Below are 23339 nucleotides of genomic sequence, written 5' to 3' on the forward strand. Positions count from 1 at the left end.
TGCTCATCTAGTATTTTGAGTGTCAGACAATTAAAATTCAACATATTTTGTCATTACCCATGAGTATGTCCTATAAAGGTTCATCCCCTGATAATGCCACTATTTCATTTGTAATTTCTTATATGTTTTATACATTTTTTGTGACAAAAAATGAGTCTCGTGGTTTCTTAAAAGTATAAAACATAGTACCAAACTCCCGTTTTACATATTTTTTTATAATTTCAATATAAATATATAGTGTAAATATGCTTGATTTAGATGTATTTAGCTACATTAACAGCATATTTGCTTAGTTATGTGATTGATATTATTATCTTCGTGAAAGGAAAAAACAGCACTTACTGTAGCATCATCTAGAGTAGGGCAAATTAATCATTATAAAATTGGACGCTTCAAGAATTAAAAAATGAGATATTGGAGAGTGAAGAAAAATGAAAAGTAACAAGATAATTTTGTGTGCTATGATGACAAGCTTTTTGTTTGTAACCGGTAATATATATACAGCAAAGGCTACTGAAATTCCTGAAAATACCCATAATATTATTAAACAACAAGGTGTATCAATCGAAGATATTGATAAAAAAATTGATAATATGATAGCTAGTATCCCACCACTTTTTGGCTTTTTACCATATAATCGTTTTCCTTATATGTTTGGAGAAAGTGTTGATGTTTCGGGGATAAATATAGAGAACACTAATGTTACTAGTGTCGTTCCGCTGTTTATTGGTTCAAATACATTTGAAAATAGAACTGATCGACTAATAACCTATAATACTAGCTCTTTTAGTAAATCAATTACAGATTCAACAACTACTCAAACCCTACACGGTTTTAAGACAGCCTTTGAAGCATCAGGTAAAGTTGGAATTCCCTTAGTAACTGAAGGGCAAATTAAAACGACGCTTGAGTATAATTTTTCTAATACTGATTCTACCACAAAAAGTGTGACTACAACTTACACAGCAACTCCACAACCTATTCCAGTACCACCATATACAAAAACTAGAACAGATGTATACTTAAATCAGGTATCTATCTCTGGAAATGTTGAAATTTATGCAGATGCTATTACAGGTATAAAAGCTGAATCTTCTGGGACAGTAATTTCAATTGGTGCTGGTCTTGATTTAGCTAGTAACACTTATGGGCTAATTAGATCTCCAAAAGACCCAGATCGAGTACGGGCAATAGGGAGTGGGAAATTTAACTTAATTCATGGGGCAGATTTTTTTGCCATAACATATGACATAACATATGGGGAAGCATCTGCAAGAATAATAGACGTCAGAGAATTTTCTTTAAAATAATATTAAACTTTACTTAAAGGTGGGATTCCTATGGCATCCCACCTTTTTTAAGTAGTTCTATTTTGGAATAACTAACTACTCTTTTATAAACAAAAATGAATTAACGGATTCGAGCCTTACGGAATCCATCGAAGATACTGAGTGTTGCAGATAAAATGAATACGATGATGACGCCGACGACTATCCATATTTCCAATTGCTTAGTTGTTATGGTAAATAATTTACTCATGTACGTTATAAATTCTTGGTTCATTAAATTTGGATTGCTTAAGATAACAATGAATACAACGGTTGCGAAAAGCTCAACAATAGTATTAAAGATTGCCATTTTTTTCGTCCATTGTCCTTTCAATAATTTGTAGAGAGCTAACCCAATTTCGAGAGCGATGACAGCGATAACAATTGGCCAATAACGAAGTAAAACATCCTGATTGAAAGCTGGCATTACGAAGTTGAGGCCATCACCACCGCCTTCATATATACCTACAAGGTGATTTGCATAAAAATAAAGAGTTGCCCAAATCGCCGTCCACATTAAATAGCCAAATACTTCAAGCTTCGTAATCGCTTTTTTCTTTGGAATATAAATAATGTTTTTCAAATCTTCAGGGGTCCATTTTGTTAGGCTTGCTGACAACGGATGCTGATCTTTTCCTTTATCTGTTCGTTCAATAATGACGAATACGAGTGTTAGCCAGAAAAAGACATGTATTCCTACTTCGATGATTCTCCATATTCCTTCACCCATAATCGTGAGGACGGCATTAATAATCACTTCTTCCCCACCAAAACCAATAAAGTATTCGGCAATAATCGAAATTAACGCAATGACAGCGGCAATTGGGACAATCATTTTTAATAACGATAAATATACATCAAAATAGCGTGGACCAATTAAATGCATTGGTTGATCTCGATAACCACTCGCTAATGCTGCTGGGTTCCCTAATTTTTCAAGTACATCCTTTACATCATCCTCACTGTAATCGTCAGGTAGCATATCCTCAATGGTTGATCGTAACTCAAGTGCGATATCCTCACGATTTTTTTCAGGCAGCCTCCGAGTGACCTCTTGAATATAAATCTCAGTCAGATTCATCTTGATCATCATCTCCTTGTAATAACTCATAAAGTTCTTTTGAATTGTTAATCCATTCTCTTTTTAATTGCAAAAATACCTCTAATCCATAGTCACTTAATACATAATACTTACGCGGTCTACTCTCTGATGTATCCCAGCTGCTCGTCACTAACTCTTGTTTTTCTAAACGGCGAAGCAATGGATATAAGGTACTTTGATCGATGTTAATGCCCGCTTCCTCTAATAATTGAACAAGTGAATACCCATACTGGGGTGTTCGTAATTGACTTAAAACGGCTAATGTCAGCGTTCCTCTCCTAAGTTCTGTCGTTAATGAATTCAGTAACGTACTCATTTACTCACCTCAATTCCACTTACTATATGACATACACTGTATAACTTATACTATGTATCGTACACTATTATTGTTACAACAACAAGCAAATTCAAATACCCTTGTAAGAAATAACATGAAAATGATTTAAAAGAGTGCATAAAAACAATGTTTATATTCTTTGTTAAGAAAACTAAAAAAGCCCAATTTCTCTGAATTGTAGGAGAGAAATTGGGCTTTGACTGCTACACAAAACTTGCCGAACTGTTGCATAAGATAGTCGAGCTTAGTTTAAAATGATCAGTCTTTATATAAAATTATAGAAATGATAGATAAATAGCAATACGTGATTCGGATCGTCCTGGCTTCATCTAGTCAATATTAAACATTTTTGTGGAAGTCCATAGTTAGTTCAGTGTGATAGCAAACTCCGAGTTCGGCGCACCAGCAAATACAACCGTTCCATTCTTCGGTAGCTTTACTTTGTTATTGCCGCTTACAACGGTAAAATTCACGCATACGCCCTTCTCATCATAAACCGCAAACGAACTGTTCGATGACAATTCCACGTTCATTGTTTTCCCAGCTATCGCTTGTGGGATCGTAAACCATTTCGCATGTCCTTTTGCTTGCAAAGTTACTTTGGATGACTGCCCTGTATAAAGCGGTTTTACGTTAGTTCCACTTACGTATAAAAATCCGGACATTTCCATATATTCATTCCCGCCTTCCGTATAGAAACGAGTCTCTGTCATATCACGGCCATTCATCACTGGGATTTGAAGCTGATGCGCCGACATGTTTGGACCTATAATTTTTCTGCCCTCCCAATAGCCCGCTAGGTCTTCCTGACGATTAATTTGTTTGGTAAGCAGCATTGGTACGAGATATTGAGCAGAACTATATTTTTCGTTCACAAGATAGAACTTCACGCCCTCCCGTTTCTTCCATGCAGCAGCAGTCTCCTTCGATAGTACATTGTCTTCAAGCTTCTCAGCTAAATATTGAGTCATCGCAACTTGCCCAAAACCTGGTGCTGTTTGATAGGTGCTCTCTTTTAAATAAGTACGTCCGTTCTTCTCAGTGACAAAGTTGAGCTTGGATGTACCCTCCTCATTAATAAAGCTTCCGTCCGCAGTATATACATACTTTTCTTCGGGATTAAGGGATAAGAACAGTTTTCCGTTCTTCATAATTTCAAGTTTGAAATGACTGAAACTATTCCCGTAAAAGCCTGCTTTCTCTACTAGATCTTGAGGCATCTGAGTCGTTACTGGCTTGCCAAAGGATTTGTTTGGCTTAATATCCTTAATTGTGCCCTTCTCTTTAAGTGCAGCAAGCAGTAAGTCAGTCGCCATCAGTTGATTTGTAACACTACTACCGCTGGATGACACCACAGCAGCGGCCATCTTCTGTTCTGGTAGAACGACCAGTGTCGCATGTTGTAATATTGTGTCACCGCCCTTAGCCAAACCCTTTATCCCATATTCACTAAATGGATATAGTTTCACACTATCCCATCCAAGACCATAGTTGAAAATATTATCTCCATCCTCTGGCCACATTCCTTTTTTATATTCCTCTTGCTCCATAGCCTTGACTGCCTTCTCAGAGAGAATCTCTTTTCCCAGTCCCATAAACAATTGTGAGAACCTTACCATATCTTCTGCTGTCGAAGAAATCCCTCCCGAACCAATCAAATTCACTGATTCAATAGGAAGTTGCCCTTGATAGGATGGAAAATAAAGTTCAGCCCGTTTATCGTCTGCCCATTTATCCTGCGATGTTTTCGTATTATTGAGCTCTAGGGGCTCTGTAAAACGTTGATGTAGAAATTCGGTGAAGCTCATACCGCTAACTCTTTCCACCAAAATCTCGGCCAGCGTATAGCCGTCATTACAGTATACTGAGAACGCGCCAGGGTCTGCCTTTAAGCTCTGGTTTGACAACTGCTGTAACAAGGTATCATGGACATAGGTATCATTATCTTTAAATAAAATTGCATTACTATACACAGTTCCTTGTAAGCCGGAGGAATGGTTCAACAGCATACGCGGTGTAATGCGTTTGTATCGTTCATCCTTCATCTTAAAATCAGGAAGATAGTTAACAACAGGAGTATCTAAATCGACTTTTCCTTCATCGACCAATTTCATCATAGCCGCTGCTGTATACACTTTACTGACCGATCCAATTCCATATTGGGTATCTTTGGTTAGAGACTGTTCCCCTTTTAAATTGTCCTTGCCTTTCTGTCCCGACAAAATTAGCTTGCCATTATCAATTAACGCATATTGCACGCTAGCCGTCCCATAGGATTCCGTGAGTAGCGTAGCCTTCTCTGCTGCAATCTTCTCCAGTTTTTGATTAGCTACAACTTGATTAGCTACAACTGTAGTCTTATTGTTAGAAAACGCCATTGCCCCTGTTGGCAGGAACATCGTTAGCGCTAATGTAGCAGCTAATACCCCAGATAGTTTACTTTTCATAACAGAATTTCCTCCTTAGATAAGCAATTGATTTCATCGCTTACGGTTATTTGGACCAAAGAGTTCTCTTTGTTGTCCTTATTAGCAGTATACTTCAATAAAACCAAATTTAGGAAAAATAAAGTAAACAAAAGGTAAAATTTATAGCAACTGCCTTTCATTTATTAAAGGATGAATAACTGTATTATAGTTAATTTACCAGTACATAACATTTCAGACGTTAGTCTGAAGACAAGTAATGAGATAAATTGTATATTTTATTTATACTTTTTAACTATAAAAGTATTAGGAAAAATCCTAGACAACCATTACGTATAGATAAAAAATACTACTAAAACGTTCAAGTACATTTATTTGTACAAAACTATACGTAATGCGTTTGTTCTATTGGCATCAGAAAAATTATCAATCTGTATAAATTAAAGTCCAATGATTTTCTCATGTCGTTTTAGCTTTATGCAAATATTCAGACCGTTGACTAAATTTATCTGTCAATCATTGATGTTTCTAAATTGGGGCATTGTATTAAACATTTATTAATGAAGGGATATAAAAGTGTGTCGAGGTGATTTCTATGAAAAAGAAAATGCATTTTACAATTTTAAGTAACGATTCAACAGACGGAGATGGCGGTTACGGAGTAGGAACCCTTGATTTAAATAATGTAACGTCGATTATTATAGATTGTGAAAAAGAACAGGTGTTTATAGATTTAGAAGCCTTACATGGACGAAGTATAATCGAGAAAAAAGTTCGTTTTTCCTCTGATTTAGCTCATGCTAGTGACGATTATTATCGTTATTGGATAGTTTGGGTAGCTATTCAAATTTCTCAAAATGGTCCTTATTATGCGGGATGTACTGCAAGTGAAGTACGGGTATCAAAAGAAGTACGACGTATTAAACTTGGCTATAAATCTTTGCCAGAACAAGTAAATTATTTAGATAAGGCACTTAAAGGGAAAGTTCTCTTGAAACATGTAGATAGTAATTCAAAAAAACTACTTTATCAGTTTTTATCTGCATTTAATGAAGACTATTGGAAATACTCATCTGAAGAATTAAAACAACAATTGTCTGGATGGGAGGATTTATAATGGCATTTGTAATTACAGAATTATGTAGGGATGAAAAAGCGGCTGTCTGTTTGGATGTCTGTCCAGTAAATTGCATTGTTATGACAGATACCCAATATGTAATTAATCCTGATATTTGTATTGATTGTGGAGCTTGTGAATTAGTTTGTCCAGTAGAAGCTATTTTTTTTGAAGATGAATTGCCTGCTGAATATGATTCAGCAACCCTGCTAGCTCTCAATCATTTTCGAAACTAAAATGGATTAGGATTTTATACTTCATATCATAATAGTGCCGTTTGCCCAAAACACCCTCCAGACTTTTTTCACCTTTATAATATTATGCTAAGCAATTTCCTATCTAAAAAAAGTCGGATTCCTAGACAATAAGAAATCGACTTTTTTATATGGCTATTTACAATACCTGCAAACTAATAGTCGTTCGCATGAATGAATTATTAGGTACAACAATAAGGAAAAATATTTAAAAATGCTGGTTTCCTTTTACCCATCTTAACGCTAGGGTTCAAAACCCTTCTGGCTAATGAAAAGTTCTTCTTCCGAAAAATACTGCCTCATTCGTTTATAAACCATTTGATAGACGGATGGATGATACCATTCTTCCATTTCCAGTTTTCTATATAGCGCCTGTAAGCCCATCTTGTGTGTGCGTTTACCACCGCGTCCGTCCCCCATAAAATAATCGTCAATACATACTCGGTTAACCAAGGGACGCAATATTTCTGCAAATCGCTCAGTACTTGGTAGTAAGGGGGCGATGGCAACCTGTGCAGGAATACCAAATTCAGCAAGCTGTTGGAGTGTTTTAAGCCTTGCTGAAATAGGTGGAGCATAGGGCGTAAAATGCTTGCGAATATCTTCCCTATCCGTCTCTATGGTCATACTTACCCGTACTTTATCTTTTAAAAGTTGCAGTAAATCGATATCTCGACTTACAAGTGGGCTTCTAGTCTGTACTAATAGGAAGTCAGGGGGATCTTCTACCATAACTTCAAGTAAAGATCGCGTCACTTTTTCCTTATGCTCTATTGGTTGATACGGATCTGTACTTGATGACATAAAAATGGTTACATTCCCTTTTGCTTTGGCCCGATGGAGTTCCTTTTGTAATACATGCGCAGCTCCGTTTTTAACATCGACCCAATGCCCCCACTCACCTTCCCGGAAAAGAGATACAGGCATTTCGCGAACATAACAATAGGAACATCCAAATGAACAGCCTGTATAGGGATTTAGTGAATGCGTATAGCCAGACAGAAAGCCAGTTCCTTTATTTAGAATGGTTTTCGGATTTTTATAGAATATTTCATGTTTCATAATGGCCCCCATTCATTGTACAGCAATAATTATTCATTATTTGATGAAGCTCGCTTTTCAAGATCCAGGAGCAATGTCTTCATTTCTAATCCACCCCGGTAGCCAGTTAAAGAGCCATTCTTCCCTGTTACACGATGGCAAGGTACCGTAAGTAATACTGGATTAGCCCCAATAGCCGCTCCTACAGCACGAACAGCAGCTGGTTTATTTATAGCATTGGCAATATCGGAATAGGATTTCGTCTGCCCATAAGGAATTTCACAAAGTGCATCCCAGACGGCTTGCTGAAATGGCGTACCTACGTACTCAAATGGAACAGTAAAGGTTTTCCGTTTTCCTTCTAGATACTGAGTAATTTCAACAACATAAGGTGCAAGCATTTCATCATCTTCCACAAGAGTACTTCCTGGAAAGCGTTTTTTTGTCCATTCGACTAATTCCTCGAATGGTTTGTTCTGTGAACCTACAAAGACAAGCCCCTTTGAAGTTGACGCAATATATAATTGCCAATCCTTAAACTTTAGTAAAGACCAATATAGACTTGAATTATTCTTTGTTTCCATTGTACTTCTCCTCCACTTTACTCATTTGACGAAATTGTGCTGGCGTCTGTCCCGTTTTCTTTTTAAATAAAGTAATAAAATAAGGCGTATTAGCCATCCCCACACATAAAGCAATATCTCCAATCGCTTTATTTGACTGAATCAAATACTTTTTAGCTACGTGTACTCTAACTTCCTGTATATATTCAACTGGCGTCATGCCTTTGATCTTTTTAAATGTTCGATGCATATGATACGGACTTCCATGACAAATATTTGCTAACGATTCTAGCGTTAATTTTTCTGTGAAATTTTTATCAATGTATTCCGTAATTGCATCCACCCACTCGCTATCAGGCAGATTTTCATTAGTGGGCTTGCAACGTTTACAAGGGCGAAAATTTGCTTGGAGGGCTTGTTCTGCGTTTGAAAAAATGCATACATTTTCTTTTTTCGGAACGCGAGATTTACAGGATGGTTTACAAAATATCCCTGTCGACCTTACAGCGTAGAAAAATTGGTTATTGTACGCTGCATCATTATTTATAATGGCTTGCCACTTTTCCTCTGTTATCATTTCTACTTCATTTATCATTCTAGGATGATGGCTCTCTCGATGTCCGTTATCGATACTATCCGACATTTATCTCACCTCTCCTTACAATATACTCTCTATAAATTCAGAATGGACAATTCTAGGAATAGAATAGCAAGATATTGAAGTTTAATTTTTACTTAGAATCGTGAAAAATGATTCCAAGTCCGTAGCGTTCTCCAGCAGTAACTGTGCTTACTCCGTGACGAACCGTATTTTTGTAATATCCTTTTTTACCTAAAACAGGTCGATGGTGAGTAGGAAAGATTAGCGCACTGCCTTGTTCTAAAGTAATGACATGCCCTCTACTCTGAGCACGCGGAATTTGTTCCACTAATAGAGATTCACCACCACAAAAGTCTTGATCTCGTTGATTTAATAAAAATACTACTTGAAACGGGAAAAATATATCACCATATAAATCTTGATGTAAACAATTAAATCCGCCTGTTTCATACTTTAATAGTAAAGGTGTTGGTCTCGTTTGATTATACTCTTCACAGGTGTTCAAAAAATCTTGAAGTTGTTCTGGATACTGTTCTGTCTTCTTTAAATAGCTCAGCCACCGATTAGCTGTTTTTGCTAATGCCAAATAAAAAGCCTCTCTTAAATGTTGGATGATGTCAGGTAATGGATAAGAAAAATATTTGTACTCCCCATTCCCAAAGCGATATCTCGTCATATTGATCGTCGTTCTGTATGACTCTTCCACACCATACATGTCTATGAAGAATTCACACTCCTCCTTTGTTAAAATCACAGGAAGCTTTGCAAATCCTTGCTCATCTAATTCATGTTGAATGGTCTCCCAATCTAAGCTCTCAACACGTGTTTTTATATGTTGGACCATTTTTATACCCTCCTTTACATTCCTGATAACTAACACTATAACCTCATAAATAGAAAAAAATAAGAAGTTGAGAATGTAAGAGCAAGATAACAAAATTAGTAAGGGCTATGGTGTGATTGTTATTACATTACCTACAATTTTCGATATGATTGCAAACCTAGGCGATCTAACAAGGGGGAAATTGAATGCATATATGAAATAGAGAAAGATATCATGACAAAAGCTATAGCCAATGGGGAAATTTGGACCTTAGTATAGGTAAGCGTAATAAATAATAAAACATCACTGAATCTCTTCTTTAAAAAATACGGAAAAGCATAGATATCTTTATGCACTTTTCTTCAATAAGCAAGAGATGTATTGACAGTATTTTCTATTATATATATATATTTAGGTTGAATAGATTAATCATCAAAAAATGGAGGGATTTTTTTGAGAAAAACATTGATTTATTTTCTAGGATTCGTTTTGTTTTTATCTTTCTTTGGTTCTGAAGTAAAAGCTACGGAAAGGGTTGATAGTAAAACATTAGAGATAATAGATGGAACAACACTTAACTCAAAGGAATTGGAAGACCTACTTAACTCAAATAAAGAGTTTACTGTTGAATTATCAGACCAACAGGTAGCTGAGCAATATGCAAAAATAAAAAGCGTTACAATTCAAGAAGCTTACTCTAAATTAGCTGAATATAACAAACTTGATACCTTTTCTCCCAAGGCAGAGTCCTGTTCATGGTTTGGAACAAATACGGAAATCCCGATTTTCGGAAAAACTTACAGACCCCTCTTACAAGTATATGTACAGATATGTAGCTCAGGCGGCACACCAAAATATATTAATACAAACCAAGCACCGCTTTTACAAGAATTTGTAGCTAATCCAATCTCTTTTTCAGGCACAATCAAAGTGGAACTTCATAATGGACATTTCTTATTCCTAATCAATGGAAATTTTTATAATTCAACTTCAACCACTCATACTGGTACAATAGGAGTTGGAAACATTTTCACTGCATCCTACTCTGTTGCTTCTTCAAGTAGTTTTTATGCATCATTAACAACAGGTCTAACAAAACGTGATGTTTTAGGTTATTAACCCATTTTTTTCCATTACAGGAGGCTGGTCCATGAAAAAAATACTTTCTATTATTATGCTAGCTACTCTTTTGATAATAGTCGGCTGTGATACTAACATATCAAATAACCAAATGTATAATGGGAATGATTTAAAAGTCGGGATTATCGGTCCATTTCCTGATTTTAGTGAGGAAAAAGTTGTCTTTGAAAAAATAACTTTTGATGATTTGAAAGGAAACACACAAAAAGTTTCAGACGACTTAGACGCTGTAATTATAACTAAAGAATTTCTTTCAGAAGCAGATGATGACCAATACGTTACTGTTTATAATGAATTAGAAATTCCGACGTTCTTTATGCAATCAACTAAGGCTCACATTCCTTTTGTCAATGAGGGAGTGGATTATGATACATTTATTGACATCCAACCCTTGAGTTATGCAACTGGTTATTTAAATACCTCAACTGATAAAGAAATCAAGTATGAAACTTGGAGGTATGAGCTTATCGATCATAAAGAGAACAATTCAAACATACAAGAGTTGTATTCAAGAATTTTTAAAACGATTGATTCACTTAAATAGAAAATGTATTCAAAATCATGGTGACATCCAATATCTGCATTCTATATAAATATACGATGCATATAAAGAATTGGTCTTATAATATCCATGTCTAGGATACAATAAAAAGAGATTAAGGAACCTGAAGCTGGTTGGTGCTGCGCCCCGATTGTTAGACACATACTAACAATTGGAGGTGCTGTTTTTCTATGGGAAAATTTAAGCAGCAAAGAAAGAGAAATCGAGAAGTCAACAAATGTAGATCATAAACCCCTTTATTCATAATTTTTTACTTTCAACATGAATATCCACGCTAGGGTTCGTAACTTTTTTCGCTATTGAAAAGTTCATCTTCCGAAAAATACTGTCACATTCGTTTATAAACCATTTGATAGATGGTTGGTACCTTTCCCCATATCGATATCTCGTCATACTAACACTATAACCTCATAAATAGAAAAAAATAAGAAGTTGAGAATGTAAGAGCAAGATAACAAAATTAGTAAGGGCTATGATGTGATAAAGTAAAATTACTCTTAATAGGACGAGGAGAATGAAAAGTGACATGGTATGAAGTCAATGATGATATTGTTATTACATTACCTACAATTTTCGACATGGATGCTAACCTAGGTTATTTAACAAGGGAAAAAAATGAATGCATGTACGAAACAGAGAACAATATTATGACAAAAGTTATAACAATTGGGAAAATTCAATCCTTAGTACAAATAAGCATAATCAATAATAAACAAATGGTGATTCAATTCCTAAATGATTCTAAACCTATTGAAAAGTGGAAGCGGCAAGAAATTGTAACATATATTCATGAATGGTTTGATCTCGATAATGATTTAACGTCATTTTATGAAATGGCAAAAGCAGACCCATTACTTAAAATACCTGTCCAAAAATTTTATGGATTACGAGTAATCGGCATTCCCGACTTATTTGAAGCTTTATGCTGGGGAGTTTTAGGCCAACAAATTAACTTAGCCTTCGCGTACACCTTAAAGAGGCAATTTGTAGAAAAATTTGGCGATTTCATTGAATGGAATGGTAAAAAATATTGGGTGTTCCCTTCATACGAACGAATTGCACAATTAACCCCTGCTGACCTAGCAAATATTAAAATGACGGTGAAAAAAAGTGAATATATCATTGGCATTGCGAAATTAATGGCAAGTGGAGAATTATCGAGGGAAAAATTAATGGAAATGGACTTTAAAGATGCTGAAAAAAGCTTAATGAAAATACGAGGAGTCGGCCCTTGGACAGCCAATTATGTTTTAATGCGCTGTCTGAGGTTCCAAACAGCCTTTCCAATCGATGATGTAGGACTTATTAATTCGATAAAACTATTACAAAATATGAATCGAAAGCCGACAAAAGATGAAATCATGGAATTATCGATACCGTGGAAAAACTGGGAATCCTACGCTACCTTTTATTTATGGCGTGTCCTTTACTAAATAAGTTTAAGATGAGAACAATTATAAAGAGCATGCTTTGAAACAAATGAATCAAAACATGCTCTTTTCAACTATTCTTTGCGAGCTTTCATATAATTACAGGCTCTATTATAAATGTAAATCTATCCTACAATTCATCAATAATATCAATGTGTTACTATGGTAAACTCTCCACGATTTCCTCGTTGGAAGCCCCATCATGCTTTATGAAAAGTTTTCTTGTAAATGCACTAACTGCTAAACTCACTACAATATTAACGCCTAATGCAAGGAACCCAATGTTGATATCTTGTATAAATGTTGGCCAATTCGGGAAAAGGGTACTTAGATTTGCGCCTGTAGCGGCTTGCCAACCTACAATCATAACGCCAACAATTATCCCAGCGAACACACCTTGTAACGACAGTGGATTTTTTTTCATGAAACTACAAACAACAGCAGGTGCAAATTGTGTAACTAATCCATATCCCATTAAGAATAATAGAGTTATAGCACCACCACCACTAAAAGTAAAATAAAGGGCAATTAGGGCAACCAATGGAACCGTATAACGAGCAATAATACCAATTTGTCGATCCGTAATTTGAGGACGAAACGGCTTTATTATATTTTTTGCAAAAAGTGTAGCTGCAGACATCAAAATTAATGAGCCTGGAACAATTGCCGTTAACAGCCCTGCTGCTCCAATAAAGCCTACTATTACTGGGCTAAACGTTTGTGTGGAAATTTTGAATAATGCTAAATCAACATCGCCTCCCGATAAATTCGGGACTTGTAGAATAGCTGCTGCTCCGGTAAATAGGACAAATAATATAAATAATGCATAGATAGGTAGAATAATCGCATTTCTTCTTAGGGCATTTCCACTTTTAGCTGAAAAAGTAGCAACAAAGGTGTGGGGCCACATGTAAAATCCTAATGATGTCAGCATCATTGTTGAAACATACCAAGACGCACTTAAACCTGAGTCTGGAAGTGTTAAGAACCCTGGATTTGTGGCTTCAATAGCTTCCCACATTGGTTGAATACCACCATAATAATGAAATGGTAAGTAGATTCCTAGAAATAAAACAACACCAAGTATAAGGAAGTCTTTAATGACTGCTGTCCAAGCTGAGCCATGAATACCTGAAACCATGACATAGACAATCATCGCAATGGTTCCAATCCAAATCGTGATTTTGGAGTCAATGGCTCCATAAGAAGCTTCAGAAACAATAATGCCAAGACCTTTCAATTGAATGATTAAATAAGGAATTAAAGCCGCCAAACCGACTATTGCTACAACCATTCCAAGCGCTTTACTTTTATATGCCTTCTCAAAAAAATCAGATTGAGAAAGTAAATTATGTTTCTTTCCATAGCTCCATATTTTTGGCGTTAACCAGTAAGCAATGACATAGTTCAGCATCATGATGTTGTAGAATGCTGCTCCACCTTTTCCATACATCCAACCACTTATCCCTAAAAATGCACTTGTAGTATAAATTTCTCCGGCCATTAGCAAGAAAATGAAAATAGAGCCAAAACCTCGACCGCCAACACTCCATTGCTCTAGACTCATATCCTTCCCTCTACTCGCCATAATGCCTAAAATTAATGCAATTCCTAAAAACACAGCAATAATACCAATAGATATTGTCATGTTACTCCACCTCTGCTTTTACGTCTGGATTTAAGCGATGTACTAAAAGCATGATACCTGTCCCTAATAAAATCCAAAGAACCATCCAAAATAACAAAAGCGGAAGTCCCAAGATATAAGGTTCGGTACTTTTAATAAAGGGAACTCCCAAAGGCATTCCAAAGTATGCAATGAATGATAGTAAATAACAAAGTCTTTTTCGAGTCATTTTATCTATCTCCTTCTTTTATAAGATGGCCTATTGTTTTATTAATTGGGCAAATCCATTATCAATAAACAAGCTTTTGACATCCCTTTTGTCAGCCGCAAATACGATTTGATGTTCATTATTTAGAAAATCAATGGTGTATTGTACAGTGGAAGCTACACCTAGCTTGAGAGCATCTTCATCTAGATCGAAGAAATCATTATGATGCTCTGCCCCAACCCCTTTTTCAAGATTTTTTATTCCAACGAAGGCAAATACACCTGGAAAGTATTTTTCATAAAACGCAAAGGATTCTGAGCCCATCCATGCTGGTGAAGAATATAACGTATTTACACCTAATGCCTTTTCTACAGCAAGTGATGCTATGTGTGCGCAATCGTTTTGGTTGTAAACAAATAAATCCGATTCAATGGGCTCTGTAATAAATTCATATGTGCAACGATGTAGATCGCAAACTTTTTCTAGGATTCGTTTAAATTCGCTTGCAGCATGTGAACCTTGATCATCATCTAAATATCTGGCAGTTCCTGAGAATTGTAAGCTTTCTGGAATGATATTTACGGCAGAACCGGAATGAATCATGCCAATAGAATAGGTAATGGTTTTAAAAGGATCTAAAGTATTTATTCTCATAGCTTTTAAATTGCTGTAAAAATCTGTAAAGCAATCTAATGGAGCCACCGATAAATCTGGTCTGGAGCCATGTCCACTTTTTCCTTTCAATAGCACATTAAAACTAAAGGAAGCAGCCATTCTTGGTCCTGGTTCAACAGATATTTTCCCTGTTGGAATATCAGATTTTAAATGGATGCCCCAAATGCCGTCAGCCCCTAATTCATATAAGCGTGTTAAAAGATTGTAAATGCCTCCGCCCATTTCTTCTCCTTGCTCAAAAGCAAGAAGTACTTTTCCTTTTACCTTATCTTTATGTTGAACCAAAATCTTCGCTGCCCCTAGAAGCATTGCTGTATGTCCATCATGACCACAAGTATGAGCAGCTTGACTAGTATTAGAAACGACTATTTTTTTCATTTTTAAATTATTTTCGTTTTCTTTCATCGGAAGTGCGTCTAAATCAGCTCTAAGTATCAATGTTTTCCCTGGTTGTTCCCCATGAATAAATCCAATAATTCCACCATTCGGGACGATCTCGTAATCAATGCCCATTTTAGTTAATTCCTCTGTAACTACTTTAATAGTCCGTATTTCCTGTAACCCAATCTCCGGATGCTTGTGAAGATCTCTTCTTATATTAATGACATAGCCTTCGATTTCTTCTGCAGCCTTTAAAGCATTAAGTTCAAACTCGATTGTTGTCATTTTATACACCCCTATTTTAATGGATTATTCTATTCCAAATCCTGAAATTCAACAGCAATCCGTTCAAGTGCTTGCTTTATAAGTGGTCTTGGCGAAGGGACACAAATTCTTTGAAAACCTTCCCCTTCTTTTCCGAACATCCATCCATCTTCTAGTAGAACATTCGCTTTATTATAGATACGATGATGAATCTCTTGATCGGAAAGACCATATCCATTAAAGTCCATCCACATCACATATGTGCCGTCTGGAATTCTTACTTTAACTGTAGGCATGTTTTCAGCTAAAAAGCTTTTTACAAACTCCATTGTGCCGTCAATATATTGCGTAACTTGTTCCAACCATTCATCTCCCTCGTTATAGACGGCTATAAGAGCTGCAATGGTAAACGGTGACGGTAACTGCATCCCCATTATGTCATTAAAGGTTTTTCTGCGTTCGGGGTTGGAAATGATGACATTTGTACAATGAAGACCCGCAACATTAAATGTTTTGTTAATGGCTGTACAAGTGACAATATGATCAGTATTTTCTACAACCTTACAGATTGGTGTAAATCTTTTATTTTTCCTAATTAAGTCACCGTGGATTTCATCTGCCACAATGATTACATTATGTTCCTCGCAAATTTTTGAAAGCCTTTTCAATTCTTTATTGGTGAATATATTTCCAGTTGGATTATGTGGATTACAAAGAATAAACATGGTTGTGTTTTTATCCTTTGCTTTCTCTTCAAAATCTACGAAATCAATTGAAAAAGATCCATCTGATTCACATTTCATTGCGTTATTTTGAACAATTCTACCATTACGCTCTATCGCAGTAGTGAACGGTGGATAAACTGGCCGTTGTATAATGATTCCTTCCCCAGGCTTAGTAAATGCTTGTACAGCTATATTCAAAGCATGAACCGTTCCAGGACTATATACGATTTCCTCTCTTTTGATCACCCAATCATGCCTTTTTTTAAACCAATGCTGAATGGATTCAAAGTACTCATTCGGAAAAATAGAATACCCAAAGATTCGATGATCAACCGTTTGATGAAGTGCATCTATCAAAGGCTGCATGACGGGTAAATCCATATCAGCTGTAAATAATGGAATCGTTTCATAATCATATCTTTCTGTATAACCGATGTCTTTAATTAATTCTTCCCCGTCCCACTTTAACGAATAAGTACGACGTCGACTAATTATTTCATCAAAATCATATATCATTCTTTCTCTCATCCCCCTTCCTCGTCATTGCTCGAAAATACGTTTTTTCCGTACCTGAGCAATTATTTTCATCAGTTTAGCACCTTAACTGTAAAATCGTCAATAAGAAAATAGAATTTTCCGAAAATTAAAATTGGGATGTTTGATCCCCTTCACAAAAATTGATTGGTTGTTGAAGCTTCATGATTAATTGAAGGAAATTATTTATGAATATGTTAAAATAAAGGGATGTTTGTTTACTAAGGGGGAATGATCTGTGGAGAAAGAAGAAATCTTTTATGAGCTAATGGAGACACTTTTTGAAACATCTCGATCCATTAGTACCTATGAAAGTATCCCAAGAAAGTACGGTACGGAAGATGAACTATATATGATAGAGGCTCACACACTCAATTTAATAGGTGATAAAATCAAAACAAATACTACTGAAATTGCAGAAATCACACACCGTACAAAAAGTGCAGTTTCTCAAATGATGGATAAATTAATAAAAAAAGAATTAGCATTTAAATATAGAAATCCTGACAATTATCGAGAATTAACGATTGAATTGACACCAAAAGGTCAACTGGTATATGAATATCATAAAAAACTCGATAAAGAAGAGTTTGGCAATTACTTAAAGGATTTGGAAAGATTCACCATTGAAGATTTTCAGAAAATCATTACACTTCTTAACCTAATTAATGAGCGAACAAAAAGTACACTTCATGAAAAAGCCTAAACCTTTTGTTGCCAAGGTTTGATCAAATTGATACTTTAAAAAAGGAAAAGAGCGTGTTTTGGAAAAAAGATTGATCCAAACACGCTCTTCCAGTCTAGCCATTCACCACAGCTAGAGCGTCTCATCCAATTTCTGAATTTTGGGAGTGGGAAATTAAATAGACATAGCCTAAAATGTCGATGTTGCCTCTCTTTACACGTACAGCGCAATCTTTGTTCGACGTATAAATATCTATTTCTTTCGATAAAGTTTATTTTCAAGATCAAAATGCGACAGGACGGAAAAATTGTCAAGACCGATTCCTTCGTATAAAAAGCTTTTTTCAACTGGATAACCAAAGTTTTTCGATAACCATTTAGCGGACATATTGATTGTTCCTGCGCTTGCCCCCATTACAACAGCTGTGCTTTTTTTAATCAAATCCGTCAATTCATAGTCTATCAAAAACTCATTCTGTTTAAGAGTATCTCCACCTAACAAGAAAATAGCTGACGCATTTTGAAGTATGGTTTGGGCATCTTCCTTCTGTACGTGATAATTAATTAAATGATAGTCATCGAACATAATACCTGATAGATGTCTATGATTTCATTTTTAAATATAAAATTCAGTTTTTCAGCCTCTTCCAGAAACAGTTGAATCCATTGCTCATCGTACAAACTGACTACTAGTTTTCGTAAAGTATTTCCTCCTAATCATTTCATTAACAAAGCTTTATCTATAATGTTCGTTTTTTACGCAAAAGTAAAAGTATCCAGCCAGTGGATGATTCGCATTTCACCGTTAAAAACACGAACGATTAATTAATTCTCGAATATTAACATACGTTTTTATTCTCTTTACGGATTTTCACCAATAATTACTACCAACTATATATCTCACTCTACATACCTTATTGATTAAATAGAGTCAACCAAAACAGCATTGTACGTGTTCACGATTTTAAAGGTTAACTTAAGCATTTAAATGAGTTTTTAAAAAGTGTATAAATGGTTGTTCGATTAGATCGGATTTCCGCGAGCAAATATATAAACTTTGCTGAATATCTGCTTGCTGAACAGACACTTTCTCTTTATTATTTTACTGGCATTGTTAATTGGGGAATTGCTATTCCTGTTTCAATTGGCTATATTGTTGGCTCTTTCTTAGGCTTAAAGATTATTCCGTACATCCAAACAAGATGGGTTCAAATTATATTACCAATCATTTTTTGTTCTTAATTGGTCAGGTCGTTTCGGATTTAATAAAATAAATCACCCTTATTACTAAGATACCAAGTGATAACAACATACAGTTTAATAATTTAATATGATTTTAAAAAGGGTATGTTAAGAAGCGATTGCTCTTATTGAACAATCGCCTCTTCCCCTTACCTGTATGTATTGGAAAAATGAAACACTATAATGAATCATCCATTTATCTTGTTTTATTGCCTCAGCAATTTTTTTGATTAATTCTTCAAGTTCTGCTGATTGATATTCGACATTGGCTTCACTCACCATATTTAAAAATTGTCTATGAAAGCTCGGTGGTGTCAAGGTTATTCCCCAATAGACGAGACTTTTAAACGGTCTATTTGTGTTGTGGGCGAATGTTTCAACGTGATGTATTTTTTACTAAAAACCTTAGAAAGTTATACAAGAAATGATTCCAAACTCGTGAATGTATGGCATAGTATCACTCCACCCCATTTCTATAATAATTTCCTTTATGACCCGCTAATGATTACGTTTCTTGCAAGAGGATTTTTGCGAGACGAAAAATACCTTCCTCAATTGCTAACTCATCCATTTTAGCAAATCCGAGTACCCATCCTTTTCGATTATTTTCTAAGCAATACTTACTAAGTGGATAAACACGTATCCCCTTTTCGAGTGCGAGGCTCGTCATTGCTTCTTCATCAAACGATTCTTCCGCTTCAAGAAGCATATGCAAGCCCGTTTCAATGCCACTTAGCTTGAAACGTTCCGCTAGTCCTGACGCTATGATTGCCTTCGTCATAGCTTCATGTCTACGTCGATAGACATTTCTTGCTCTCCTCATGTGACGCATAAAATGACCGTGCTCAATAAAATGAGCAAGTGTTAATTGCTCCATAATTGGGAGATGTCGATAAGTTAATTGTTGTACTTGCGCAAGTTGGCGAATGGCATCTTTTGGACCAATGACAGCCGAAATTCGTATGCCAGGAGCAACCATTTTAGAAAAACTCATCATATATAATGTGTTTTGGGGTTGTTGGCTAAACAAGGTAGGAAGCGGGCCACCCCGATACCTAAATTCACCATCATAATCATCTTCTACAATCCAAAATTGATCTTTCACAGATTTTTGCAGCAATTGTTGTCGGCGTGGCTCAGACATAATGACACCAACTGCACATTGGTGAGAAGGTGTAACAAAAACGAGCTTGGTTTGTGGATGAATAGAATCCACTTGTATTCCGTACTCGTCAACAGGCACAGCAATAACATTCATGCGCCGATATTTCATGGTCATCCAGGCAGCAGGAAATCCAGGATCTTCAACAGAAACCGTTTCTCCTTCCTTTAAAAGAGCTTGGGCAATCAGATCGATGCTATGCTGTGCGCCAGAGGTTAAGATGATTTGGTCAATATCTACATGTACACCTCTTTCAAATGTCAGGTAACGTTGAATCTGTTCACGTAGCGGTGTAAAACCGTAGGCATCGCCATAACCCCAATTGGTCAGGTCTGTTTCTGCTGAAGCCTGTAAAAAAGATTGTCTCCATTTTTTTCGGAAATGCTCGTCCAAATACGGCTCATGGGGGCAAAAATCGATTGCAACGTTTTGATTTGCTTTACCTCTAAACCAACTGTTTAACTCATCAACTGCCGAGTTTAATAAAGGTAATACTGGCGTAGATGGTCCCTGAAGAATGACCTCTTCTGACGAGTTCTTTTTATATCCCCATTCACTTACCCTTGTTCCACCACGCCAATTTGTCACGGTATATCCACGACTAAATAATTCCTCATAAACAATTTGTATAGTTGAGCGTGAAACACCTACTAATAAGGCGAGTTCTCGGGATGGAGGAAGCAACTCCCCTGGTGGCCATTTTCCTGTTGTAATATGATGAATAGCTTGGTCAAGTAACTGCTGCCATATAGGATTTTTATCGTCTCGGTTAACTTTTAACATTCAATTCACTTCCAATTAGAATAAAGATTGTTAAATTAAGTGAAAATTAATAGTTTCGTACAGTCAATCATTATTATACTATCAAATCGATAATTTTATAGGAATAGGATGGTTTTAGTATACTTTGCTTCATCTAAACAAATGCTATTATTCTTTTAAATGCTACTTCTGCAGCATGAATCGTTCTATCAATATCATGTATGGAATGGGCAGTCGATATAAATATGCTTTCATATTGAGACGGAGGTAAAAGTATACCCTGTTTAAGCATTTCCCTATAAAAACGACAAAACATCTCGGAATCTATTTTTTGAGCATCATCAAAATCTTGTAAAGGATGATCGATGAATGCGTATCCAATCATTGTCCCAGCTTTAGTTGTTTTAAGGGGGATATTATAGTTATGAGCTACTTTGGATAAGCCTTGAATAAGTCTATTAGATAACCTTTCTATATACTCGTAACTGTCAGGATTTAATTTATTTATTGTCGTATACCCCGCTACCATCGCTATTGGATTACCTGATAAAGTTCCAGCCTGATAAATATTCCCTTCAGGAGCGATTTGATTCATAATCTCTTTTCTTCCACCATATGCGCCAACAGGCATCCCTCCACCAATGATCTTACCTAAACAAGTTAAGTCTGGTTTTATGTTATAAAGCCCCTGAGCAGAATGATAATCTATTCGAAAGCCAGTCATGACCTCATCAAGTATAAATAGCCCTCCATATTTTGTAGTGAAAGAGCGTATCGCTTGAAGAAATTCAGGATTAGCTGGTATTCCTCCCATATTGCCTGCAAATGGTTCTACTATAACGGCTGCAATTTGTGAGCCATATTTATCAAATATTTTCTTCAAGACTTCGATATTGTTATAGGGAATGGAGATTGTATTTTTAGTTATCTCTAAAGGTACACCTAGACTATCAGGAAGGCCTAATGTAGCAATTCCTGAACCTGCCTTTACTAATAGATGATCACTGTGTCCATGATAGTTTCCATCAAATTTCACAATCATGTTTTTGCCAGTAAAGCCTCTAGCTAGTCTAATGGCGCTCATTGTCGCTTCTGTACCTGAGTTAACCATTCGAATCTTTTCTATGGAAGGAATGCGAGTAGTTATTAATTCAGCTAGCTTATTTTCTTGTAAAGTTGGCAATCCAAAACTTGTCCCACTATGAATGGCTTCAAGAAGTGCACCTAAAACCTCCTTATCTGCATGTCCATGAATTAATGGTCCCCAGGAAAGAACATAATCTATATAGCTATTGCCATCAATATCATAGATTTTCGAGCCTTTCCCATGGCTAATAAAAATGGGCTCCATCCCAACTGATTGAAATGCTCTTACTGGGCTGTTTACGCCACCAGGCATCAGCTTTTTTGCTATTTCAAAGGCTTCTATTGATTTCATCGTATTAATTTTAAAAACCACCTTTCTTATTGAACGGTCTTAGCATAACGTATTACGGATTGATAAAAAACATCCAAAAATGCGAATTTTAACAGTCCATAAAGTAGGTACACTAAAAAACCACTAACCCTAGATGACTAGGGTTAGTGGTGCTTAAAGTGATTTGATTTAACAAGTTCTGAAAACCAGTACTATGTATGTGGGATTTTTTCAATATTGAACATTTCCCTTAGTGCAATTGGATTTTCTTTCGCGGTAATATGTTGCGGAACAATTCGGTAAACTTGAACCGGCCCTCCGAAAACGGCTGATCGATATTTGTCCACATGTTGCTGGGATAAGGGACGATTATAGTAACCAGGTACATATTTATTTATCATTTCTTGCAACATATGTGTCGCTTCATTTAGATCGACGATAGGTTGAGCCTTACCAAAAACCATGACACTCATATAAGCGGTGTCCGTTTTAGCGGGTACTGGATTAGTAATCGTTCCATATTCTTCGCAAACTGTAAAGCAGACCTCTGGATTCTCTTCCATCACTTGATTTCGTCTCCCGCCAGTGGCTCCATGGAAATAAAGCACCCCGTTTGTCCACACAAAATTAAGTGGGATAACATATGGCAAATGACCGTCAACCATACCTAGATGCCCAATGCGAGCTTGCTGCAAAAATGTATCTATTTTGTTCTTGTCCAACACTTCTCTTACTTTGTAACGTACCTTAACCATGGCTATCACTCCTACTTGTAGTATGATGTGATTTTATCAACCTTTGGATTGAATAAAAACGTCCATAATTATAGCAATCAAGCAATCCATTTTCAGAGGAGAGTTAAATTTTAAAGATTATGATTAACTATTATGCTCAGTGCCATTGTTTCATATTAGTCATATTTAGTTACAGAAAA

At 36.0% G+C, this 23339-nt stretch carries 23 protein-coding genes and 1 pseudogene; 8 read left to right on the top strand and 16 right to left on the bottom strand.

What is annotated here, in order from left to right; genetic code table 11:
- Positions 1–431: 431 nt before the first annotated feature.
- The gene (locus CRI88_RS12530; RefSeq protein WP_036126233.1) at positions 432–1310 is read left to right on the top strand and encodes an epsilon-toxin family protein; all 879 of its coding nucleotides are present in this window, start codon (positions 432–434) and stop codon (positions 1308–1310) included.
- Positions 1311–1410: 100 nt separating this feature from the next.
- Here CRI88_RS12530 and CRI88_RS12535 read toward each other — a convergent pair whose 3' ends face one another.
- The 3 genes from CRI88_RS12535 to CRI88_RS12545 all read right to left on the bottom strand — a co-directional run bounded on the left by CRI88_RS12535 (position 1411) and on the right by CRI88_RS12545 (position 5214).
- Positions 1411–2409, bottom strand: coding sequence for an HAAS signaling domain-containing protein (locus tag CRI88_RS12535; protein ID WP_036126232.1), 999 nt, complete (start codon positions 2407–2409; stop codon positions 1411–1413).
- Entirely contained in the window at positions 2396–2746 is a 351-nt protein-coding gene (locus tag CRI88_RS12540) for a PadR family transcriptional regulator (protein ID WP_036126229.1), read from the bottom strand. The genes CRI88_RS12535 and CRI88_RS12540 overlap by 14 nt, the downstream gene beginning before the upstream one ends.
- Positions 2747–3132: 386 nt before the next feature.
- On the bottom strand, positions 3133–5214 hold the full coding sequence (locus CRI88_RS12545) for a serine hydrolase domain-containing protein (protein ID WP_036126227.1): 2082 nt from the start codon (positions 5212–5214) through the stop codon (positions 3133–3135).
- Between the two features lie 574 nt (positions 5215–5788).
- On the opposite strand from CRI88_RS12545, the gene CRI88_RS12550 reads away from it, so the two are divergent.
- Positions 5789–6310 carry a YwhD family protein gene (locus CRI88_RS12550; protein WP_036126225.1) on the top strand — a complete coding sequence of 174 codons (522 nt, stop codon included), beginning with the start codon at positions 5789–5791 and terminating at the stop codon, positions 6308–6310.
- A complete protein-coding gene (locus tag CRI88_RS12555) occupies positions 6310–6546 on the top strand; it encodes a DUF362 domain-containing protein (RefSeq protein WP_036126223.1) in 237 nt (78 codons plus the stop codon). The genes CRI88_RS12550 and CRI88_RS12555 overlap by 1 nt, the downstream gene beginning before the upstream one ends.
- A gap of 261 nt (positions 6547–6807) precedes the next feature.
- Here CRI88_RS12555 and CRI88_RS12560 read toward each other — a convergent pair whose 3' ends face one another.
- The 4 genes from CRI88_RS12560 to CRI88_RS12575 all read right to left on the bottom strand — a co-directional run bounded on the left by CRI88_RS12560 (position 6808) and on the right by CRI88_RS12575 (position 9613).
- On the bottom strand, positions 6808–7626 hold the full coding sequence (locus CRI88_RS12560; RefSeq protein ID WP_036126220.1) for an SPL family radical SAM protein: 819 nt from the start codon (positions 7624–7626) through the stop codon (positions 6808–6810).
- Positions 7627–7655: 29 nt separating this feature from the next.
- The gene (gene adaB / locus CRI88_RS12565) at positions 7656–8189 is read right to left on the bottom strand and encodes a methylated-DNA--[protein]-cysteine S-methyltransferase (RefSeq protein WP_036126218.1); all 534 of its coding nucleotides are present in this window, start codon (positions 8187–8189) and stop codon (positions 7656–7658) included.
- On the bottom strand, positions 8173–8811 hold the full coding sequence (locus CRI88_RS12570; protein ID WP_036126216.1) for a bifunctional transcriptional activator/DNA repair enzyme AdaA: 639 nt from the start codon (positions 8809–8811) through the stop codon (positions 8173–8175). The genes adaB and CRI88_RS12570 overlap by 17 nt, the downstream gene beginning before the upstream one ends.
- 88 nt (positions 8812–8899) lie before the next feature.
- Complete coding sequence (locus CRI88_RS12575) at positions 8900–9613, bottom strand: 2OG-Fe(II) oxygenase (RefSeq protein ID WP_036126214.1); 714 nt, start codon at positions 9611–9613, stop codon at positions 8900–8902.
- 432 nt (positions 9614–10045) lie between these two features.
- Here CRI88_RS12575 and CRI88_RS12580 point away from each other — a divergent pair, with 432 nt between their 5' ends.
- From CRI88_RS12580 to CRI88_RS12590, 3 genes are all read left to right on the top strand, one after another.
- The gene (locus CRI88_RS12580) at positions 10046–10711 is read left to right on the top strand and encodes a hypothetical protein (protein WP_036126212.1); all 666 of its coding nucleotides are present in this window, start codon (positions 10046–10048) and stop codon (positions 10709–10711) included.
- A gap of 31 nt (positions 10712–10742) precedes the next feature.
- Positions 10743–11276, top strand: a complete 534-nt coding sequence (locus tag CRI88_RS12585; protein ID WP_036126209.1) for a hypothetical protein — start codon at positions 10743–10745, stop codon at positions 11274–11276.
- A gap of 539 nt (positions 11277–11815) precedes the next feature.
- Entirely contained in the window at positions 11816–12727 is a 912-nt protein-coding gene (locus CRI88_RS12590; protein WP_101966690.1) for a DNA-3-methyladenine glycosylase family protein, read from the top strand.
- Positions 12728–12884: 157 nt separating this feature from the next.
- Here the strand turns inward: CRI88_RS12590 and CRI88_RS12595 are convergent, their stop codons facing one another.
- The 4 genes from CRI88_RS12595 to CRI88_RS12610 are packed head-to-tail and all read right to left on the bottom strand — an operon-like array spanning position 12885 to position 17120.
- Positions 12885–14372, bottom strand: coding sequence for a sodium:solute symporter family protein (locus CRI88_RS12595; RefSeq protein WP_036126203.1), 1488 nt, complete (start codon positions 14370–14372; stop codon positions 12885–12887).
- A 1-nt stretch (position 14373) separates the two neighbouring features.
- Positions 14374–14580: a DUF3311 domain-containing protein gene (locus CRI88_RS12600; RefSeq protein WP_036126201.1), complete on the bottom strand. Its 207-nt coding sequence runs from the start codon at positions 14578–14580 to the stop codon at positions 14374–14376.
- Between the two features lie 30 nt (positions 14581–14610).
- Entirely contained in the window at positions 14611–15900 is a 1290-nt protein-coding gene (locus CRI88_RS12605) for an amidohydrolase (RefSeq protein ID WP_058843550.1), read from the bottom strand.
- A gap of 29 nt (positions 15901–15929) precedes the next feature.
- Positions 15930–17120 (bottom strand): MalY/PatB family protein, encoded by a 1191-nt coding sequence (locus CRI88_RS12610; RefSeq protein ID WP_036126200.1) that lies wholly within the window; start codon positions 17118–17120, stop codon positions 15930–15932.
- A 256-nt stretch (positions 17121–17376) separates the two neighbouring features.
- On the opposite strand from CRI88_RS12610, the gene CRI88_RS12615 reads away from it, so the two are divergent.
- Positions 17377–17844, top strand: coding sequence for a MarR family transcriptional regulator (locus CRI88_RS12615; RefSeq protein WP_036126198.1), 468 nt, complete (start codon positions 17377–17379; stop codon positions 17842–17844).
- Positions 17845–17955: 111 nt separating this feature from the next.
- Here the strand turns inward: CRI88_RS12615 and CRI88_RS12620 are convergent.
- Positions 17956–18417 (bottom strand): annotated as a pseudogene (locus CRI88_RS12620) (Type 1 glutamine amidotransferase-like domain-containing protein); the annotation flags it as partial.
- A 416-nt stretch (positions 18418–18833) separates the two neighbouring features.
- Here CRI88_RS12620 and CRI88_RS12625 point away from each other — a divergent pair.
- Complete coding sequence (locus tag CRI88_RS12625; protein WP_101966691.1) at positions 18834–19064, top strand: hypothetical protein; 231 nt, start codon at positions 18834–18836, stop codon at positions 19062–19064.
- 108 nt (positions 19065–19172) lie between these two features.
- Here the strand turns inward: CRI88_RS12625 and CRI88_RS22900 are convergent, their stop codons facing one another.
- The 4 genes from CRI88_RS22900 to CRI88_RS12645 all read right to left on the bottom strand — a co-directional run bounded on the left by CRI88_RS22900 (position 19173) and on the right by CRI88_RS12645 (position 23160).
- Positions 19173–19382: a hypothetical protein gene (locus CRI88_RS22900; RefSeq protein WP_230593923.1), complete on the bottom strand. Its 210-nt coding sequence runs from the start codon at positions 19380–19382 to the stop codon at positions 19173–19175.
- Between the two features lie 187 nt (positions 19383–19569).
- Entirely contained in the window at positions 19570–21009 is a 1440-nt protein-coding gene (gene pdxR / locus CRI88_RS12635) for a MocR-like pyridoxine biosynthesis transcription factor PdxR (protein WP_101966692.1), read from the bottom strand.
- A gap of 133 nt (positions 21010–21142) precedes the next feature.
- The gene (gene hemL / locus CRI88_RS12640; RefSeq protein ID WP_257982909.1) at positions 21143–22435 is read right to left on the bottom strand and encodes a glutamate-1-semialdehyde 2,1-aminomutase; all 1293 of its coding nucleotides are present in this window, start codon (positions 22433–22435) and stop codon (positions 21143–21145) included.
- Positions 22436–22617: 182 nt separating this feature from the next.
- On the bottom strand, positions 22618–23160 hold the full coding sequence (locus CRI88_RS12645; protein WP_101966694.1) for a pyridoxamine 5'-phosphate oxidase family protein: 543 nt from the start codon (positions 23158–23160) through the stop codon (positions 22618–22620).
- Positions 23161–23339 lie beyond the last annotated feature (179 nt).

The organism is Lysinibacillus fusiformis, assembly GCF_002845985.1.
GTDB lineage: Bacteria > Bacillota > Bacilli > Bacillales_A > Planococcaceae > Lysinibacillus > Lysinibacillus fusiformis_D.

What these genes read in the sequence shown, in the direction of transcription:
- CRI88_RS12530 (WP_036126233.1), top strand. Translation starts at nt 432, where the DNA reads ATGAAAAGTAACAAGATAATTTTGTGTGCTATGATGACAAGCTTTTTG.
- CRI88_RS12535 (WP_036126232.1), bottom strand. Translation starts at nt 2,409, where the DNA reads ATGAATCTGACTGAGATTTATATTCAAGAGGTCACTCGGAGGCTGCCT.
- CRI88_RS12540 (WP_036126229.1), bottom strand. Translation starts at nt 2,746, where the DNA reads ATGAGTACGTTACTGAATTCATTAACGACAGAACTTAGGAGAGGAACG.
- CRI88_RS12545 (WP_036126227.1), bottom strand. Translation starts at nt 5,214, where the DNA reads ATGAAAAGTAAACTATCTGGGGTATTAGCTGCTACATTAGCGCTAACG.
- CRI88_RS12550 (WP_036126225.1), top strand. Translation starts at nt 5,789, where the DNA reads ATGAAAAAGAAAATGCATTTTACAATTTTAAGTAACGATTCAACAGAC.
- CRI88_RS12555 (WP_036126223.1), top strand. Translation starts at nt 6,310, where the DNA reads ATGGCATTTGTAATTACAGAATTATGTAGGGATGAAAAAGCGGCTGTC.
- CRI88_RS12560 (WP_036126220.1), bottom strand. Translation starts at nt 7,626, where the DNA reads ATGAAACATGAAATATTCTATAAAAATCCGAAAACCATTCTAAATAAA.
- adaB (WP_036126218.1), bottom strand. Translation starts at nt 8,189, where the DNA reads ATGGAAACAAAGAATAATTCAAGTCTATATTGGTCTTTACTAAAGTTT.
- CRI88_RS12570 (WP_036126216.1), bottom strand. Translation starts at nt 8,811, where the DNA reads ATGTCGGATAGTATCGATAACGGACATCGAGAGAGCCATCATCCTAGA.
- CRI88_RS12575 (WP_036126214.1), bottom strand. Translation starts at nt 9,613, where the DNA reads ATGGTCCAACATATAAAAACACGTGTTGAGAGCTTAGATTGGGAGACC.
- CRI88_RS12585 (WP_036126209.1), top strand. Translation starts at nt 10,743, where the DNA reads ATGAAAAAAATACTTTCTATTATTATGCTAGCTACTCTTTTGATAATA.
- CRI88_RS12595 (WP_036126203.1), bottom strand. Translation starts at nt 14,372, where the DNA reads ATGACAATATCTATTGGTATTATTGCTGTGTTTTTAGGAATTGCATTA.
- CRI88_RS12600 (WP_036126201.1), bottom strand. Translation starts at nt 14,580, where the DNA reads ATGACTCGAAAAAGACTTTGTTATTTACTATCATTCATTGCATACTTT.
- CRI88_RS12605 (WP_058843550.1), bottom strand. Translation starts at nt 15,900, where the DNA reads ATGACAACAATCGAGTTTGAACTTAATGCTTTAAAGGCTGCAGAAGAA.
- CRI88_RS12610 (WP_036126200.1), bottom strand. Translation starts at nt 17,120, where the DNA reads ATGATATATGATTTTGATGAAATAATTAGTCGACGTCGTACTTATTCG.
- CRI88_RS12625 (WP_101966691.1), top strand. Translation starts at nt 18,834, where the DNA reads ATGGTTGTTCGATTAGATCGGATTTCCGCGAGCAAATATATAAACTTT.
- pdxR (WP_101966692.1), bottom strand. Translation starts at nt 21,009, where the DNA reads ATGTTAAAAGTTAACCGAGACGATAAAAATCCTATATGGCAGCAGTTA.
- CRI88_RS12645 (WP_101966694.1), bottom strand. Translation starts at nt 23,160, where the DNA reads ATGGTTAAGGTACGTTACAAAGTAAGAGAAGTGTTGGACAAGAACAAA.